We start from the raw sequence: 17,473 nt of genomic DNA, 5'->3' as shown, positions 1-17,473 counted from the left end.
AAAAAAATAACCTAATAAAACTATGTCTAGCAAACGTTATCCATATTGTATCGAAAAAATATTATCCATTCTGTTATTTATATTATTAGTAGCTTTATTATGCATGTATGCGTGGCTTTATTATAGTGCCCAAACAATGGTTGATGGTTTTGCATCATTACTAACTAAAGTAAGCGGATATGTACGTTTGTTTGCATTTCTAATACTGATAAATTTTATTTTTCTTTTAGGATATTTGAGACGTTATTTGTCTATTTTTGATTTAGTCAATATCAAAATATATCTTAACGTTATTATATTTTGTATTTGTTCTTTATTAGCTCTATTGTTGCTAAAGATTATTTATACATATTTACTAATTACATTATTAATCGTCTTTTCAGTATTAAGCTTTATTGTAGGATGGAAATTAGTCCGTTTTAAAGGCGATTATATTGGTGGCTTATCAGTTTTAGGATATTGTATGTGTATTTCTGCTGTTGTAATACCTTTATGGATGGTTGTCCCGCTGTTATTATATAATATTTTTGATAAAGCAGGTAAAAATATTGAAAATCAAAAATCAAAGGTAGATTAACAATTAAAAAAATATTTGAAGTTATAAGGCTTGGATCATAAAGATTCAAGCCTTTTGTTATGAAAAATAAAAAACTTTATCTATACTTTAAAAACACTTATGGCTCAACAAAAAAAAATACAAACTTTCGAGTTCGAATTTAAATCTAATGGTTTAAAACAGACAATAACAGATTCTAATCTACTGAGGGATTCTATAATTAAAATACCAGAAACAGCAAAAAATGCATCGTCCAGAATAGAGGAAATGAATGAACTTTTCAAAGATGGGAATAATTTCATGAAAGCCTTTGGGCGGCAGGCTCTTTTTGTAGAAAATAATGTTTCTCAATTGGGAGATACAGTTTCAACCGTAAATAAAATGCAATCAATAGCAAGTTCTATATTTGCAAAAAACAATAAGAATATTCAAGAATTAGACGATAGTACTAAAAAATTTGATAAGCGCTTTCTTAAAATATTAGAATATCTTCCATTGGGTTTGTCGAATCTAACTGATGTAACTGATGGCTTCGATAATCTTACCAACGGATATGATAATCTAATGACTAAGCAAAAAAAATATACATCAACCGTAGATGGCACATTATTTTCAAGCCGAAAATTACTCGTTGCATATGATGAAATGTCTAATAAATTGAATTTTCTTAAAACAGAGCATCTTGAACTTAACAAAACTGTCATTAATCTCGATGACGCATTAGATAAACTCGAATTTGATAGAGATAATCAAATTGAAAAAGCTGAAAATCATGTTAATGATTTGAGAAATGCATTAGATAAGCTTAAAAAAGAGAATAAAACTTTATCAAATATAGCAACAGAATTATTTTTTGAAAATAATACTTATGATCAAGAATTATTATTGCAGGAAGAATTAAAGGTAGCAGAACAAAATCTTTTAGATGTTAGAATAAAGTCATACGCTATATGGAACGAAAAAAAATCAGTTATAGAAAAAAAGTTTTATGAAGACCAAGTTGTTTTAAATCGATTAAAAACAATTTTATCTAAAGAGGGAATGGATAAGGAGCTTGAAATTCTAAATCAATCCTATGAATCACAAGCTATATTGGCAAAGGAACGAGGTGAAGATATTTCAGGTCTAAAAGAAGAGTATTTAAAGATTGAGAGTGAGATTAGAGATAAATATGCAAAAAAGGAAATTGCTGTAAGAAAAAAAGAAAATAATACTGTAAGAAAAGAAAAGACCGAAAATAAAGAGGAAATTATAAAGCTTACCGAAGAACAGGAAGAACAAATAAAAAATATATTTCAACAATCAAATACAGATATTGTAGAAATTGAAAAACAGCAACAAAAAGACCTCGATCAACTATCAAAAGAAATTGCCGACAAAAAACTGCAAGACCAACAGAAAACGAATGACCTATTAATCCAAAACACAGAATCGTTCAACGACCGGCAAAACGAACTATTGGACGAAGCACAGCAATCGATGTCTAACTTTGTGCAAGCCAACCAAGAAGCCGGTGATGCCATTGTAGAAACTGCCGCCGACACACAGGAATCTCACAAAGAGCATTGGTCGAAAATAAGCGCTACCATGCAAGAGCATGTCGACATTATAATGACAGGCGTCAATGCCATTTTCAGTGCCAGCAACGCATTGTTGAGTGAGCAGCTCGAAGAAGCCAACGAAAAATTCGAAGCCATTTCCGAAAAGTATAGCGAAGCCGTAGAGCTGCGTCAGGAGAGCAGCGACAAAATCAGTTCCTTAGAAGAACAAGCTAAAAATGCACGTGGTGGCCGCCTGTTGATTTTGCAGGAACAAATCAATCAGGAAATGGCAAAAAATCAGCAACTTGCCCAACAAGAGAAGCAATTAGCCAAAGAGAAAGAAAAGGCCGAAAAAGAAAAAGAGAAAAAAGAAAAGCAAATCAAAAAGAATGAAATCTCGCAAGGCATCATTCAAGGGGTGGCCAATACTGCGTTAGGTGTTACCAAGGCATGGTCGCTGGGTCCTATCATCGGCCCCATTATGGCAGCTATTGTAGGAGCAGCCGGAGCAATACAGGTTGGCGTGATGACCAAGCAATTGTCGAAACTCGAAGACGGGGGTTTCCTCAAAGGCAAACGCCATTCACAAGGTGGTATGCGTATCGAAGGTACAAATATAGAAGTGGAAGGCGGCGAATATGTAATCAATCGTGAGTCTACTTCTAAAAATCTTGGTTTGGTGCGCTATATCAATTCACAGCGAAAGGAACTGAATGCAACAGATATGACAGGCTTTTTCGCCAAAGCATCCCAAGGCTTTGAACTTCCTTTCCAAAGGGAATTTGCAGCAGGCGGGCTAATGCCAGCTATAGAGACACCTAGCACAATTGATAATGAAGCGCTTATAGATGCCATAAAATCTATAAAGATCAATTCGAGAGTGGCGGTAACGGATATTATCCGTGCACAGGAAGATGCAGTACAGGTAGATAGGTGGTCGGGAAATTGATTGGATTTGCATCAAAATAAAAGTAATTTATCTATATCATAAAAACCATTTACAAGCAAACAATATGATAAACAACATTCTACAAATCTTTCGCCAACAGGCGCAGCAACACAAGACCATCAAGGCCTTTTATTACAACCGCAATTACGAACTCGGCAGCGGCAAGGAAACCCATCCCCTGTTCTGGCTCGAAGACCCGCTCACGGGGCGTAATCAGGACAATGTATTCACCAATTCGGTAAACTTTTCCATCCTGTTTCTTCCTTCCACCGAAGAGTCGGTGCATCACCTGCAAAACCTCGCTTTCTCCATCGGGCTGAACATCGTGGAACGGATAAAGAAAAATCCGGATTATGGTATCAGTATCCGCCCCGACTGGACATACACCACCCTGCGCGACTATTATGACAACAATGCCTGCGGTTGCCGCTTTTCGGTCAACTTCACACAGGTGAATATGCAGAACCTTTGCCTGATAGACGAACAGTTCGATATAGGTAAGTTGCTTGAAGACGAATCCCTTCTGCCCGGTTTCGATATACTTCCGGCAAACAATTGTGAGGTATTCGTGCAAAAGCTGCCCGACTTCGACATCAAAACCCGTAGATAATGGATACAGCGATTACAAAAGTTATAGAAGCCATTGCCGCCGATGTGTTGAAGCTGTCGCAAACCATACTGTCCGACAATAAGGTGGGCACGAATGCCAAAACAGGCAGAAACACGCTCAGAAGCAGCGCACTACAAGACAGTGTAAGAGTGGAAATCTGCAAGATGAGCGAATCGGTAGTGATAGAAACCCTGTTCGACAATTATATAGACTACATAGAGCAGGGGCGCAAACCCGGCACAGGCAAACAACCGCCAATCGACGCACTGCGCGACTGGGCTTTATCGCGCGGCATACCTGCCGACAACAGTACGCTGTTCCTGATCGGCAGGGCTATCCGGCGCGACGGCTACGAGGGGCGTCCGGTGCTGGCAACGCTGGAGGAGGAAATAGAAAAGCAATGGGACGATAAATGGGCGGATATGCTGCTGGATGCGGTGACAGATGAATTAAGTAAATATTTTGAATAAAACAGTAAGTAAAAAAATAGAATATACAGATATGGGATATATAACAGAAAATGAAATAGCGAAAATAACGGAACCTGAAATATTTTCGCTGGCAGGAAATCCAAACTTTGTACAGTTCGAGAATTTCAATCCTCAAAAAGAAGACAAGCCGGTCACCTTATCTCTGACGATCAGAGGCTCCGGCTTTATATATACAACTGTGGGAGGAGGAGTGGTCGTAACGGAAAAAGTATCGGATTTTAAAATAACAGAATTAAAATCGAAACAGGTATACAAATTCGTGGGAACAATAGAAGCCGGAGAAGTCGATAATGATACATTTTTAATAAGAACCGAAACAAGTAAAACAATTGAAACATTGATAAATTGCTTTAACAGCAAGAGTTTTTTCAAAGACAAGTTTACAATCACATCGAACGACACGACTATATATATTACCTCAAACGGTAGCGGCAACGATTACGCCTTTACTCTTGAGCCCGAAGTCAGCCGGTTCAACGATTTCATTGTAAGGATAGGAGATCCGACCGATACATATAATAAAGACGATGATCCGTTTATAAACATCACATTACAGCACGGAACCATAGCTCACGATAGTGATAACGAACTCACCTTCAAGGAATACCTGACAGGAACCAAACATACTTTTTATTATACAACAGACAAAAGCAAAGTCAGCAGCAATACCTACTTTGCAGGCAGTACCATTAAAATAACAACAGAAAATCTGCGCGCATGCCTGATTAACAATTATTTCTTCCGAAATAATTTTGATATTATCATACTGCCTTCGAGCCCTGACAAAATTGAAATGAAATCGAAAGGAATAGGGAATAAGTATGCTTTTTCGATTGAAAAGAGTCCCTTATCTGTCAAAATCACAGGTGATCCGCTATTAACAACAGATAACGACTCCCTGACTAAAGATTTTGGCGATTGCGAAATACAACTCGACATTTACAAAGACACAGGCATACTGCCGGGCATAAAGGATTATGCCAAAATGGGGACATATGCCACTACCCTATCCAAATCTTACTTCGGAATGCCTTTGTGGTTCGATATGAATACGATGTGGGCTAATACGAATACATATTCAGACAAGTTTCTTGAAGGAAAAGGCTGGCATAATACAGGCACAATGACCGATTTCCGCTTTGTTGCCAAGCGTTTCAATGGTGTCGAAACCGAAACATTCTATCATTCCGACGTGCTGTTTGCCCTTACGGGATACGACCGCAATCTGGAAAAGAATAATTTATCGGAATATGTTTATGACATCAGCCGGAATAATGAGGCAGAGCCATTGACCCGGCAACCTGTGCTTACTCATATCAGGGGGCAAAAGCAATATTTCAACTTTATCCTTTCCGACCCTGCCCCCGAAAGTAACGACACGCAGTGCAAACTGGGCATATTATACAAAGTATACACACAAGCCGACAGTTATCTGGACTACGAAGTTTCAGATGTACAAGACAAAGGTAAGTATAACGCCGTAAATACAGCATGCCTCGACATAGACAAAATAGTACTGGATAAATACGCTAAAGCGGGTATTGTAAGGGTGTATCTGTGTCGCGACGGCAAAGCCGTAAGTAAGGCACTGACCTACCAGATACTGCCCGATTGCCTGTACAAAGTGAATGACTTTGCATTCCTGGGCTCACTTGGAGGGTGGTGTTCCTTCAACTTCGGAGGTACGGAACAGACCGATTTTAAGTCGGAAACCACGACCATTCATCGCACCCAGACACCGGAGTACACAACCAGCAGCCGTATAGAATCGGTCTTCAATAAAGACGTGACAGAGCAGTTTACGGTACAAACCTTACCCATAAACAGGGAAGTGGCCGAATGGTTGAAAGAAATCAGTGCGTCGACAGCTGTTTATGAATTGTCTACTAAGCGCTATATAATAGTGGATGAGCTGAATGTGAAACACAACAGTAAGGATGACCTGTTTGTCTTACAGATGAAATATCATTATTCCGACTCATATAATGCGAGGATAAAATAGGGAAATGAATATGACCGCTGTAAATGTGCAAAACAGAACATTCTGACAGCGGTCTATTTTGTGAACGACGATTGAGATAGATTAAGGCCTTTTAAAAGTGGAAAGACCTGCAAAACAGATAGAAGCTATGTTTATCTTAAGCTTTTTATTATTTTTGTAAAAAGAATAGTTATGACAGCCGAACAGATATTAAAAGAGCATGGTATTAAGAAGACAGTATGCCGCAAATGTATTCCTGATATTGCATGCAATCATGTAATTTCACTTATGTCTTATGAATGTTTCATATGTATTTAGTATAAAAATCGTGTGTTGAGCATTTTGTCATAATCAGCCCGGCCATATTTTATTTATTAGTGTTAATTAAGAATAAAACCCTTTCGTCTGAAAATAAAAACGAATAATTTTGAAGAAACTTTCCTCTAATTCATAATGTACAATGGCTTCCAAGGTTTTAATTATTGAAGATGACAATACATTCGGAATTGTCCTTAAGAAATGGTTTGATAAAAATGGATTTGACGCATTCGTTAAATCTACTTTAGATGAAGCCAGGAAGGATTTGCTAAAAACTGATTTCAAGTTAATTATTACCGATCTGAGACTTCCTGACGGAGACGGGATAATGCTGCTGGCATGGATAAGAGAGAGGAAAATAAACACCCCCGTAATTGTCATGACCGGCTACGGAGAGGTTCAAAGTGCAGTTGCAGCGATTAAACTGGGAGCTTTTGATTATATGGAAAAGCCTGTGAATCCGGATATTCTAAGATCAAAAATAGATGAGGCTCTAAATTATACTCCGGCTGAAATATCAAAAGAAAATGCTCCTGCTACAAATATTGTTTATGGCAACAGCGCTTTATCCAAACAAATGTATGAGCATATAAAGCTGGTTGCGCCTACACACCTGTCTGTCCTTATAAGAGGCGAAAGCGGAACCGGAAAGGAATATACTGCACGGATGATACACGACAACAGCCAAAGGAAACAAGCTCCTTTTGTGGCTGTGGATTGTGGCAGCTTATCTAAAGAATTGGCGCCAAGCGAACTGTTCGGACACCTGAAAGGATCATTCACCTCTGCTATTGCAGATAAGAAGGGCGTTTTTGAACAAGCAGGGGTAGGAACTGTTTTCTTAGACGAAGTAGGAAATTTATCTTACGAAGTACAGGTTCAGTTGTTACGTGCGATACAGGAACGTAAAATACGTCCGGTAGGCTCCGCGACCGACATTAAGATAGACGTAAGGGTAATAGTTGCAACTAACGAAAATTTGGAAACAGCTATTTCCGAAGGGCGTTTTCGTGAAGATTTATATCACAGGTTAAATGAATTTACTCTGATAGTCCCCCCTTTACGTGAGCGTAAGGAGGATATTGTCCTTTTTGCGAATAGTTTTTTATCTGAAGCCAATAAAGAATTGGAACGAAATGTGGAGCGGTTCTCGGAGGAAAGCATGTCTATACTAAAACAATATCGCTGGCCCGGAAACCTCCGTGAATTAAGAAATGTTATACGCAGAACCGTATTGTTTACAAAAGGAACGGAAATTACCCCCGACCTTTTACCTGAATTTATTCAGAGTCCTATACAAACTGAACAGATCTTATTGCCAACAGATGAGCGTGAACAAATTACCAAAGCCCTGAAAATAACAAAAGGAAATAAAACCAAAGCGGCAAACCTACTCAATATAGATAGAAAGACTCTATATAACAAAATGCACCAGTATGGTATGGATATTTAATGGGATTTCAAATAATTTTCGGTCTCGGTTATTATCTGTTCCGCATATTCAATAAGCTCAAGTACATCATCCTCCCATTGGGGATACAACATGAATGTTCCATCTGAACGGTGTGTGTCCAGTTTCTTCAATATATCTAACTTCTCCACTGCTCCGACCTGTATAAACATTGGCTTCATTTTATGGCTAATAAACTGGGCCATATTATAATCACTATTGAGTAAAGCCTGTTTTAGTTTGCCCGTATTATCCTTTGTAGAATCGACAAAAGATGCCAAAACCTCATGTAATGCTTCGGAGTCTCCTTCCAGCATTTTATCGAGCGAGCCAACGCCTTCTGCTCTTTCTTCTTTTTGTCGTCCTCCAAACAGCAGCCTTAAGTCACCTCCCGATACAGGTTTTTTTATATAGGCGTTAAACCCCATTGCCATAAAATATTCATTATTAACATCTTCCCGGGCTGTAATCACTGTAACCGGTATATTTATCCCACTGTGCTTTATCCTGTTTAAAACATCAATACCATTAAAATTTTCCATTTCCATATCCGTCAATATCTCATCATATTGGTCGATTTTTGTTATTATATTTTCAAAATCAACTATATTGCCACATATGGATGGTATATGCCCTAAGTCTGATAACATATTACGAATGATTATCAAATAAGACATATCATCGTCTACTACCAATATTTTCTTTGGAATAAAAGCATCATTTATAAAAACCTCGCTTGCGGGGATAGATATTTCTGTTCTGGTCCCCTGCCCTTCTGTGGAAGTAACTTTTATATTTCCCTGAAATAAATCGACCAAACCTTTTACTACATACATTCCAAACCCTGAGCCTTCCGACAAATGTGAATTTTGATCAACCCGGCTAAATGGCCGGAATATATCTTTAATTTGATTTTCAGGAATACCAACTCCTGTATCCTCTACTGTACAATATAATCTGGATTCAGAGAATCTTACATCAAATCGAATAGAACCGTCTAATGTATACTTAATTGAATTAGATAATATATTTATGAGTATTTGTTTGATCTTTAAAGAATCGGACGACAATATCAAACTTTTATCGAAGTCGAACGAATAGGCCAATGTAAGGTTCTTCTTATCTGCAAGGGGTACAAACATTTCTACAGTCTGCCGACACAGGTCGTACAGATTAAAGTTACGATTCGATATATTCGAGGTACCCTGTTCAATACTTGAAAACTCCAGAAGGTTACCCAGCAAGGCAAGAATATATTCACCCGAATCTTTCATCGTGCGTACTTCGTGATGTAGAAACCCATCACTTGTTTCTTTCAGTTCTAATGTCCCCAGTATCGAATTAAGAGGCGTTTTAATGTCATGAGAAACTGATAGTAACAATTTATGCCGGCTATCCATGATTTGCTTAATTTTCAGGTTTGCTTGCTCTACATTCTTTCGCAGCCTGTAACTTTTGTTTACATCACTAATTATAAGCAATATAAATATAAAAATCAGGATAAGAGAGACAATACTGCTTACTATAGAATAAGTATTATTATTACGGATCAGTTGTTCACTTTTCTGGATTTCATCAAGCCTGGCCTGAACAGTTTGGTTATACAGGCCAATCAATAGTGTTGTAATTTCAGAAGAAATTTCCTGATCTGCTACAATGAGGTTGCTCAAGTTTTTCTCGATAGATATAATTCTTTTTAAATAGTCGTCTTTCGCTTGTTCTGCTATTTCTGTGACTTCCGAAACTACATGGAGGGTATCGTTTTTTGGCATAGTCAAAGTATCTAGTCTGGCTGTGGTAATTGAAGTCACAGTATCAGCCCCTTTCGAAGCAGAAAACAATTCCCCCAATTTCCGCCAAAATCCTTTCTTGGCGCCCGAATAAATTACAGTATCCTGCACGGTGGTAGTGATCAAAACTGTATCTTTCTTAACAACAGGATCAATTTCTTTTAATATTTCATTTATTGACTCTATGGGATTTTTATTATTGAATTGCCTATTCAAATTTGAAACAATCACCCCCTTCTTTATCAAAAGATTATTTATTTGCTGTAATTTTTCGTTGTGTAACGGGTTTATATGACTAAGAGAATCCATTAGCTGTTCCACAACATTCAGGCTTTCATTGAAAGATTTATAATGCCTTATTTGTTTTGTAGACACATACATATTTACCTTCGACTGTGATGCATTTACAGAATCAATCAATTTGTTGACTAGCGATAACTCTTTATAATACTGCGAAATACTTCTTTTCTGATCATCAATATCATCTCTTAGTTTATATATATAAATAAGCATACCGCCACAGATAACGGCAACAATTACGTATATCAATATAGCTTTGAACCTTATATTTTTTTCGGGAGTTTCTGACATCCTTTTAATATTTCCATTATACATATATATAAAACGAACAAATAATTATTCTATTTAGTTTTCCACAGTCCAAATTGTGGAAATTTTCCACAGTTCCACAATCTCATTTTTATTATCCGATTAACGTTAATTACACATATAATTGATTTACAAAAACTTACAATAACAAAGGATACTTATCTTCTTTTTGGCATAGCTATTGCAAATTATATACTGTAACGGAAGTTTACACATTTATACCAATTAATAGTAATTAAAAAATTTGGAGACATGAAAACAATGAAATTAATGATGTTAGCCATTGCGATAGTTTTTGGAACATCAGCTTTTGCAAATGTACAAAGTTTATCAGTTGAGAATAATGCAGTCGTTGCTATTAGCCAATCAAACGATGACGGATATGTAGACGTGAAGTTTGAGGACCTGAACGAGAAAGTACAAGCTGCTATTCAAGGGTACACAGAATCATATAATGTCACAGCTCTTGCCTACAACGCAGACAAGAAACTTACTAAAGTAACCTTATCCTCAAAATCGGATGAAAGCATTAAAGTTGTTATTCTGGATGACGAAGGTAAGGAATTTGTAGAAACTGCTGCCGAATAAATTAGTTCCAATCTACATCTGACAATTTTAGTAAATAAAAGGAAATACTTAAGTATTTCCTTTTATTTTTTCTTCTATTGGGAGAATATCTATGACGAATAACATTTTATAAAAAACACAACGAACCTACATAAACAAGTACTTAAACAAATAGGATATTAAAAAATTAGGAGATACGCCTTAAAACATAATGAAAGACAAAAAAGCCTTCTGAAAAAACATAATAACGGAATAATTAAAGAATATGATCCGCAAAATGAAGATTATCATACCAGGGAGAAAATATGAAACAGAATGGCGAAAATATATAAAATTTATATAAAATTTTCAAGGTAACTTGCGCTCGTAAAAAGTGAGTACTACCAGAGAATGAAAATAAGACAGAAATACTGTATTTATCATTCAGCTTTTATTGCTGAAAACATGGATGTTATACATTTTTATCCGAAAGACATTTTACCTGGCCGTATGAAATCCGGCTGGCTGAAAATATCAGTAGTAGACACAAAACTTTTATTAACTTTTATCAAAATGTACTCTAATGTTTTATTTTATAGGAAGTATGTAGGTAATTATTTCAACTCTCTTGTAAAATTAGCAATTCTTTGAATATAAATTATTACACAAACAACTTTATTAATACACAACAATAGAAATATACCGGTAACAGATTACCGTTTTTATACAAACAGACAATAAATTTAAAGACAATCACAAATTGCAAACCCAGAAAACAACCAGATTATCAGCCGGGATATATCAGGAAGCGGAGATACACCAATGTGTATCCGTTCGTGCAGATATCCCAATACTAAAAGAAGATGCAGAATAATTACATTTTGATAAAGCATACAAGGATCTGCAAAATTAAGAACAAATACTTTACTAAAGAATTACAACAAACTAATGAATTATGAAACTAAGATTTGAAAAATTAATAGCGATTATGTCCTTGATGGTATGCCTGTGTGCGACCTCACACGCACAGGTAACTATCGGCTCTGGCGAAGAACCGGACATGAATGCTATTCTCGACCTGAAGGAAACAGCCGGAGGCTCATCTACCAAAGGCTTACTGTTGCCGCGCGTAACCCTTTCGTTAACCACTTCATTTTCTCCCCTATCGGCCCATGTTGCCGGGATGACGGTGTACAATACTGCCACCACAGGAGATGTGACTCCCGGTTACTATATCAATGATGGAACAAGATGGGTAAGAAGCAGTGGTAAAAATCAATTTTACATGCCTTCAATTATCCTGCCTACGGATCCGGCTACATTGCCTAACAGCAATTATACGTATAGTGGAAGCACTTTCTCCGTAAATTTATACAATCTGTATAGTGAACAATACGGACTATCCTCTTCGACTACATCAAGGAAGAGCTCTGGCGCCCCGGCACTGAAAATATTTAATGCTAATCAGTTGGACTACTATATTATTTATTTCGATAACTCGGTTTTCTCAAATGTAACAATAAGTACGACAGGAGTATTAACCTATCAGCTTGCTTCGGGATATACCATCTCAGAGAAAACTTTTATGAATATTTTATTCTCCGAAAAATAAGAATTTGAAAAAAAATCATAGTTGTACCAAAATCAAATATCTAAAAAGATGAAGAAAAAAATCGTCATATTCATGATATATATCATCGCCTGTGCCAATGTTTTTTCCCAAAATTCGCAAAATATATCCGGAGAATATAAATTTTCACAGGCGGTGATAACAGCTAAGGACTTCCGCAGTAAGGCTCCGGTCTTTACCAAAGTTTTTACAGACTCGCTTCAGGTAATAACTCAAAATTGGGATTTTCCCCCGCAACCGGTGTTTTCCAAAGCCACCATAGCCAACGGGCAAATAACTGAATTTACCTTGTTGAATAATGGGTATACCTACATGATTACCGGAGAAAATACCCTGGAAAAGAGAGACGCAGAGAATGAAGTTCCAGATAAAAAGGACCAGTTTTCCGACAATTATTTTTTCCCAAAATATACTATTCTGGAACAGGGAAATTCTATAACGATTGTTTTTAATAAAACTATTTACGGCACTTCAAATTATCCTAACCAGACACTGGAAGGGGTATATGAAATGATACTGATCAAACAATAAAGAGATAAACAAATGAGGAAACTAATATATTCGATATTGTTTATAATATCGATTTTTGGTATGGTTCTGCAGGCTCAAACAACATGTGATAACTTTACGGTAAACACGGTTGTAACGCCCTCTACCTGCCAGAGTAACGGTACGGTAACCGTAACGCTTACGGGAGCTGACGCCGCAGGACTTTTTAATGTCCAGTATTCGCTGGAGCCGACCGTTAGCGGAGGATTTTTTCTGCTGCCTACAGCTAATAACGTGTTGTCCGGTATACCGGCGGGCACCTATACAGTTACGGTAAGTGCATTCTGTGATGCTCTGGGAGAATACAGCGTGGTGAAAACCAAGACGAACATAGTGGTAGGCGGTACTTATCAGGTACCTGAACTTTCATTTGTCGCAACAGGAGTAACATCTACTACTACAGTACCGACTTCGGTTTCACGCAGTTCATATGCCGGATGTGTGACCGGAAGAATTGTGATGACCATGAAAGATGGTAACCAAACAACTACGCCTGTGTTTACTATAACCTCTGCCCCTACGGGAATCAGTACTCCACAGACAGTATCCGTTACCCGAAATTCGGGAGGATCGCTGTCGGCCGGTTATACATACACGCTCGACGGATTGTATCCGGGAGGCAATTATACAATAGAAATTAATGACGGATGTTATACTGCATCCCGAAGTTTTACCTTGGGTGAATTGACAGATGTCCCTAATCCAAACGGTACATCTACGACCATGAGTTATTCCGATATTTATCCATATATAGGCGATAATCAGGATTGTGCATTGATAAGATTAAGTTTAGATGGGGTTACTTCTGCTACATCGAATGCCGATCTTTATCAGTATTACAGGGAAGGACTATATGAAATAGGCGCAGCTCCACTGGGTGGAGAGCCGGAGCAGTGGACAGCATGGACAAGCACTAATCCCATATTGGATCTGGGATCGCACCAAATATCCGAATTCTACAGTTCACCCAACAAAATGTCGGTCTATTTCAGAGTTAAAAACTGTCCTACAGTGCGGGAACGATATGACGTATATATATACAAACCGAGCGGTAGTTCTATAGGACACAGGGAATATTGCGATTATGTAAGATACCGGAGAAGGCCAACTACTACATATTCAAGTGTCTACTGCTATCCGATAACATACAAGGTTGTAAATAATAGTACCGGTGATGTATTGATAGAACAAAGCGGTATAACAAATCCTACTCAAATAGTAGATTCTGTTTCTCTTGAGTATAACACCACCTATGCCGTTTCTTTTACAGATAAAGCGGGAACAATATACTCTTCTAATGTTTCATACTCTTTCCCAAACATTACATCCTATCCAACTTCCGACAACAAATATTGTGACACATGGGTAAATTACTATTACAGACCTTATTTATATTGCTATCCGGTCTATGTCGATATAAAAGATTCCGGAGGAACCACCGTTGCCTTAGATACCATATATTCATCGGCAACCGCCTCTAATTATTCTCCTCCTCTCGAGTATGATAAGGCATATACATTCAATTTTACATATCCTGGTAGAATAGTGAACGGAAATGTACATACAAGTTCTTATCCCAAAACCGTAGCGAATACACTACCTACCCTGAATCTATCCATATACCAATATGATTATTACGAGGGATGTGAAATAAACGAGGGTTCGCTGTATGTAAGCACCGGGTCATCTTCCCGTCAGTGGCCTGCCGGTACTGTGATTACGGTAACCGGTCCCCCCCCATTCACAACACAAACATATACGCAATCTTCAACTGCATCTGGTTATAATTTTTATCGTTATGGTATTATTATTCCTCCGGGAAATTATACAGTTACCGCTGATTATGGCTGCGATACGCCGTACTCAATGACAACTTATCTTCCAGGTACGTATGATGTGAAGGATTTCACATACAAAACAGAAAAGACATGTGATGGAATGAGTATAATTCCCTCTGGAACGTTGACTTATATGGAAAATGAGGTAACAGCTAAGTTCCGTTTGTCAGCCGGTCCAGCCGGTTACGACAAGAATGTCGTCACTAGCGGAGGCAAAATAACACTTTCAGCAGCAGGAACTTACACCTTATCCGTCGTTGTGATTGACGATGACGGCGAATGCGACTTGACGAGCCAAACCATCGTCTATACCGCCCCGCCAATGGAATTGGATAATACCAGAACGTCAGCTTATGCCTGCGTCGGCAGTAATGTAGGTATTATAATGCTGCAAGCTGTAAACGGCGTAGCGCCATATACTTACGAATTGTGGGACGAAAACGACACAACCCAGTTGCAAGGCCCTCAGAAATCTTCCGGCCAGGTGGTATACAATTATGGTACTCCCGGTTCAACTTATTCTGTGCACGTAACTGACGATTGCGGAAATTCATTTGCACAAACGGTAGTTGTGGCTAATCTGGAAACAGCAAAGCTTATAATTGCCGATTCTAACCCGGTTTGCTATGGTAACGATATCAATCTTAGATGCCTCACTTTAGGGATAACGGACTATCATTGGACATATCCAGACGGAACAACTATTGATGGCCAGGCCCAGGTGATTTCAGGCGCTAACAGTTCAAAAGCAGGCTGGTACAAAGTGTCCGTTGAGGCTGAGCATTGTGGATCGCCGGTAACAGACAGTATTTATATCTCAGTTTACAATCCTATTAGTATAACGGATCCGGTGCTGGCAAACCAGACATTCGAGATATGTCCAAAGGCAAGCTTGACTTTGGGAGAGGCTGTAACCGGCGGTAGTGGAAATTATACATACAAATGGGAATACAGCAGTAACGGTACAACCTGGTATACATATACGACGACGTCTACTCTTACTGTTACAGGGCCAACTGATACAGCCGGATCTTATAGTTTCAAATATCTTAGAAGGACTGTAACGGACGCAGCCTGTGGCGGGTTTGTTGAAAATTATCTGGTGAACGCCATCCCATGCTACATTCCGGTAAATCCTGACTTAATGAACTTAGGTACCGGGAATCCGATGAAAAAATAATAATACTATACAACAATTCTAATGCGGTTACCCTGAATGAAACATACGAGTATCTGCTGATTAAGAATAAATACTTTATTAAATAATAACAACAAACGAATAAATTACGAAACTAAGATTTGAAAAATTGATAGTGATAATGCTCTTGCTGGTATGCCTGTGTGTGTGACCACACACAGGTAGCTATCAGCCTTGGTGAATAACCTGAGACAATGCTCTCATCCCAATCTGAAGCAAACGATTACAGATCTACCCTAATACTTCGGGAAAGTAGGTTTTGCCACTGACCGAAAAGGTCTTACAACATTTCTTCCCCAATAAATCAAAGCCGTCGGGTCACATGACCCGACGGCTTTGATTTATTCACATGATCGATGAAAAAAGGCATCTTAATGGCAATATGGCTCATGACAGGAATCTGCCCATTTTCGTTTACTCTATTCTTTCTCAGGTAAAACAGAATAGTGAAAGCTGATTCCATAACCTTCTCTTTTTTGTCGATAAAATCATTAATTAGTTCCAGCTATCCAGAAAGTCCTCTAAATTTTTCAGAATCTATATCTTTGACATCCGAAATTATAAAAAGTACAAAAGGAAAATATATGGTGTATTTTTAAGTTTCTCTCTTAAGAATTTAAGGCCGCGGGCTCTGTGTGTTTTTACTGTATTCAGGCTAATATTGAGCATTTCGGAAATTACATTCCATGAATAGCCTTCTATGCGCAGCATAATAACCCGCTTTTGTTCGGCAGGCAGTGCTTTTATATGAGTATATAATTGGCGTATGACTTCCTCCCGTATGGTGGCGATATAATAGTCTTCCTCCACAGATTCCAACTCTTTGCCCAAAGTATCTAAAATATTCTTGCGTGTCTTATTGTTCCGTAGATATATCAATGCATTATTATAGCAGGATTTATACAAGTAGGCAGTGGGTTCTTTGATATTTGAGAATGTTTTTTCGGAATTCCATAGCGAGACGAATATATCCTGTACAATATCCTCTGCATGGTCTGAATTTTCAAGAATCCTTGTAACATACGAGCACAATGCAGCATAATAATATTCATATAAGGAAGCCCAAGATTTTTCGTCCTTATTGCTTATTGCCAATAATACCAATCTTTCAACTCCCGTTATAATTGCAAAGAATAATTATTCATTAGATATAAATATAAAGCAAAGTTAAAGGATTATTTTGAAAAAGTAGGATGAGATAAAGTCGTATTATAGTAAATGATATTATCCGTTTAAATGTTAAAATTGAAAATAATATGGTTCTGATGTCACCCTAAATCAGAAGTTATGTATTTATAATAAAAAGGAACCTAGAATATTAAGATGAAACGAGATATTTATGAGTCTGCATTTCTAATAAAAAAATCTCTTATTATCTAGCTTTGAACCTTAGAAACCTATACATAGTTATACCGGA

Annotated in this window: 13 protein-coding genes; 10 read left to right on the top strand and 3 right to left on the bottom strand. The window is 37.7% G+C overall.

Annotated features, from left to right (window positions below):
• Window positions 1–22 precede the first annotated feature (22 nt).
• From HMPREF9455_RS02345 to HMPREF9455_RS02320, 6 genes are all read left to right on the top strand, one after another.
• Window positions 23–577, top strand: coding sequence for a hypothetical protein (locus HMPREF9455_RS02345; RefSeq protein WP_006797973.1), 555 nt, complete (start codon window positions 23–25; stop codon window positions 575–577).
• Between the two features lie 99 nt (window positions 578–676).
• Window positions 677–3,046: a coiled-coil domain-containing protein gene (locus HMPREF9455_RS20570; protein WP_006797972.1), complete on the top strand. Its 2,370-nt coding sequence runs from the start codon at window positions 677–679 to the stop codon at window positions 3,044–3,046.
• 64 nt (window positions 3,047–3,110) lie between these two features.
• Complete coding sequence (locus HMPREF9455_RS02335; protein ID WP_006797971.1) at window positions 3,111–3,656, top strand: hypothetical protein; 546 nt, start codon at window positions 3,111–3,113, stop codon at window positions 3,654–3,656.
• Window positions 3,656–4,126 carry a hypothetical protein gene (locus HMPREF9455_RS02330; protein WP_006797970.1) on the top strand — a complete coding sequence of 157 codons (471 nt, stop codon included), beginning with the start codon at window positions 3,656–3,658 and terminating at the stop codon, window positions 4,124–4,126. Before HMPREF9455_RS02335 ends, HMPREF9455_RS02330 begins: the two co-directional genes overlap by 1 nt.
• 31 nt (window positions 4,127–4,157) lie before the next feature.
• On the top strand, window positions 4,158–6,149 hold the full coding sequence (locus HMPREF9455_RS20565) for a hypothetical protein (RefSeq protein WP_006797969.1): 1,992 nt from the start codon (window positions 4,158–4,160) through the stop codon (window positions 6,147–6,149).
• Between the two features lie 439 nt (window positions 6,150–6,588).
• Window positions 6,589–7,899: a sigma-54-dependent transcriptional regulator gene (locus HMPREF9455_RS02320; RefSeq protein ID WP_006797967.1), complete on the top strand. Its 1,311-nt coding sequence runs from the start codon at window positions 6,589–6,591 to the stop codon at window positions 7,897–7,899.
• Here the strand turns inward: HMPREF9455_RS02320 and HMPREF9455_RS02315 are convergent.
• Window positions 7,896–10,277 carry a hybrid sensor histidine kinase/response regulator gene (locus tag HMPREF9455_RS02315; RefSeq protein ID WP_006797966.1) on the bottom strand — a complete coding sequence of 794 codons (2,382 nt, stop codon included), beginning with the start codon at window positions 10,275–10,277 and terminating at the stop codon, window positions 7,896–7,898. The two genes, HMPREF9455_RS02320 and HMPREF9455_RS02315, sit on opposite strands and share 4 nt — an antisense overlap.
• 270 nt (window positions 10,278–10,547) lie before the next feature.
• On the opposite strand from HMPREF9455_RS02315, the gene HMPREF9455_RS02310 reads away from it, so the two are divergent.
• The 4 genes from HMPREF9455_RS02310 (at window position 10,548) to HMPREF9455_RS02290 (ending at window position 16,038) form a co-directional block, all read left to right on the top strand.
• On the top strand, window positions 10,548–10,883 hold the full coding sequence (locus HMPREF9455_RS02310) for a hypothetical protein (RefSeq protein WP_006797965.1): 336 nt from the start codon (window positions 10,548–10,550) through the stop codon (window positions 10,881–10,883).
• 913 nt (window positions 10,884–11,796) lie between these two features.
• The gene (locus HMPREF9455_RS02300) at window positions 11,797–12,453 is read left to right on the top strand and encodes a hypothetical protein (protein ID WP_006797963.1); all 657 of its coding nucleotides are present in this window, start codon (window positions 11,797–11,799) and stop codon (window positions 12,451–12,453) included.
• Window positions 12,454–12,501: 48 nt separating this feature from the next.
• Window positions 12,502–13,002, top strand: coding sequence for a hypothetical protein (locus HMPREF9455_RS02295; RefSeq protein ID WP_044215336.1), 501 nt, complete (start codon window positions 12,502–12,504; stop codon window positions 13,000–13,002).
• 12 nt (window positions 13,003–13,014) lie between these two features.
• Window positions 13,015–16,038, top strand: a complete 3,024-nt coding sequence (locus HMPREF9455_RS02290; RefSeq protein WP_006797960.1) for a hypothetical protein — start codon at window positions 13,015–13,017, stop codon at window positions 16,036–16,038.
• A 322-nt stretch (window positions 16,039–16,360) separates the two neighbouring features.
• On the opposite strand, the gene HMPREF9455_RS21270 is transcribed toward HMPREF9455_RS02290, so the two are convergent.
• Window positions 16,361–16,519 carry a hypothetical protein gene (locus HMPREF9455_RS21270; RefSeq protein ID WP_006797959.1) on the bottom strand — a complete coding sequence of 53 codons (159 nt, stop codon included), beginning with the start codon at window positions 16,517–16,519 and terminating at the stop codon, window positions 16,361–16,363.
• A gap of 95 nt (window positions 16,520–16,614) precedes the next feature.
• Window positions 16,615–17,160, bottom strand: coding sequence for an RNA polymerase sigma factor (locus HMPREF9455_RS02285; protein ID WP_006797958.1), 546 nt, complete (start codon window positions 17,158–17,160; stop codon window positions 16,615–16,617).
• Window positions 17,161–17,473 lie beyond the last annotated feature (313 nt).

Origin of the sequence: Dysgonomonas gadei ATCC BAA-286, assembly GCF_000213555.1 — a bacterium.
GTDB lineage: Bacteria > Bacteroidota > Bacteroidia > Bacteroidales > Dysgonomonadaceae > Dysgonomonas > Dysgonomonas gadei.
The sequence above is the reverse complement of the archived record's forward strand: the minus strand, read 5'-3'. Positions and strand labels throughout refer to the sequence as shown.

Bases quoted from the DNA above. Each gene is read 5' to 3' on its own strand.
- HMPREF9455_RS20570 (WP_006797972.1), top strand. From the start codon at position 677: ATGGCTCAACAAAAAAAAATACAAACTTTCGAGTTCGAATTTAAATCT.
- HMPREF9455_RS20565 (WP_006797969.1), top strand. From the start codon at position 4,158: ATGGGATATATAACAGAAAATGAAATAGCGAAAATAACGGAACCTGAA.
- HMPREF9455_RS02290 (WP_006797960.1), top strand. From the start codon at position 13,015: ATGAGGAAACTAATATATTCGATATTGTTTATAATATCGATTTTTGGT.
- HMPREF9455_RS21270 (WP_006797959.1), bottom strand. From the start codon at position 16,519: ATGGAATCAGCTTTCACTATTCTGTTTTACCTGAGAAAGAATAGAGTA.
- HMPREF9455_RS02330 (WP_006797970.1), top strand. From the start codon at position 3,656: ATGGATACAGCGATTACAAAAGTTATAGAAGCCATTGCCGCCGATGTG.
- HMPREF9455_RS02295 (WP_044215336.1), top strand. From the start codon at position 12,502: ATGAAGAAAAAAATCGTCATATTCATGATATATATCATCGCCTGTGCC.
- HMPREF9455_RS02310 (WP_006797965.1), top strand. From the start codon at position 10,548: ATGAAAACAATGAAATTAATGATGTTAGCCATTGCGATAGTTTTTGGA.
- HMPREF9455_RS02320 (WP_006797967.1), top strand. From the start codon at position 6,589: ATGGCTTCCAAGGTTTTAATTATTGAAGATGACAATACATTCGGAATT.
- HMPREF9455_RS02315 (WP_006797966.1), bottom strand. From the start codon at position 10,277: ATGTCAGAAACTCCCGAAAAAAATATAAGGTTCAAAGCTATATTGATA.
- HMPREF9455_RS02300 (WP_006797963.1), top strand. From the start codon at position 11,797: ATGAAACTAAGATTTGAAAAATTAATAGCGATTATGTCCTTGATGGTA.
- HMPREF9455_RS02345 (WP_006797973.1), top strand. From the start codon at position 23: ATGTCTAGCAAACGTTATCCATATTGTATCGAAAAAATATTATCCATT.
- HMPREF9455_RS02335 (WP_006797971.1), top strand. From the start codon at position 3,111: ATGATAAACAACATTCTACAAATCTTTCGCCAACAGGCGCAGCAACAC.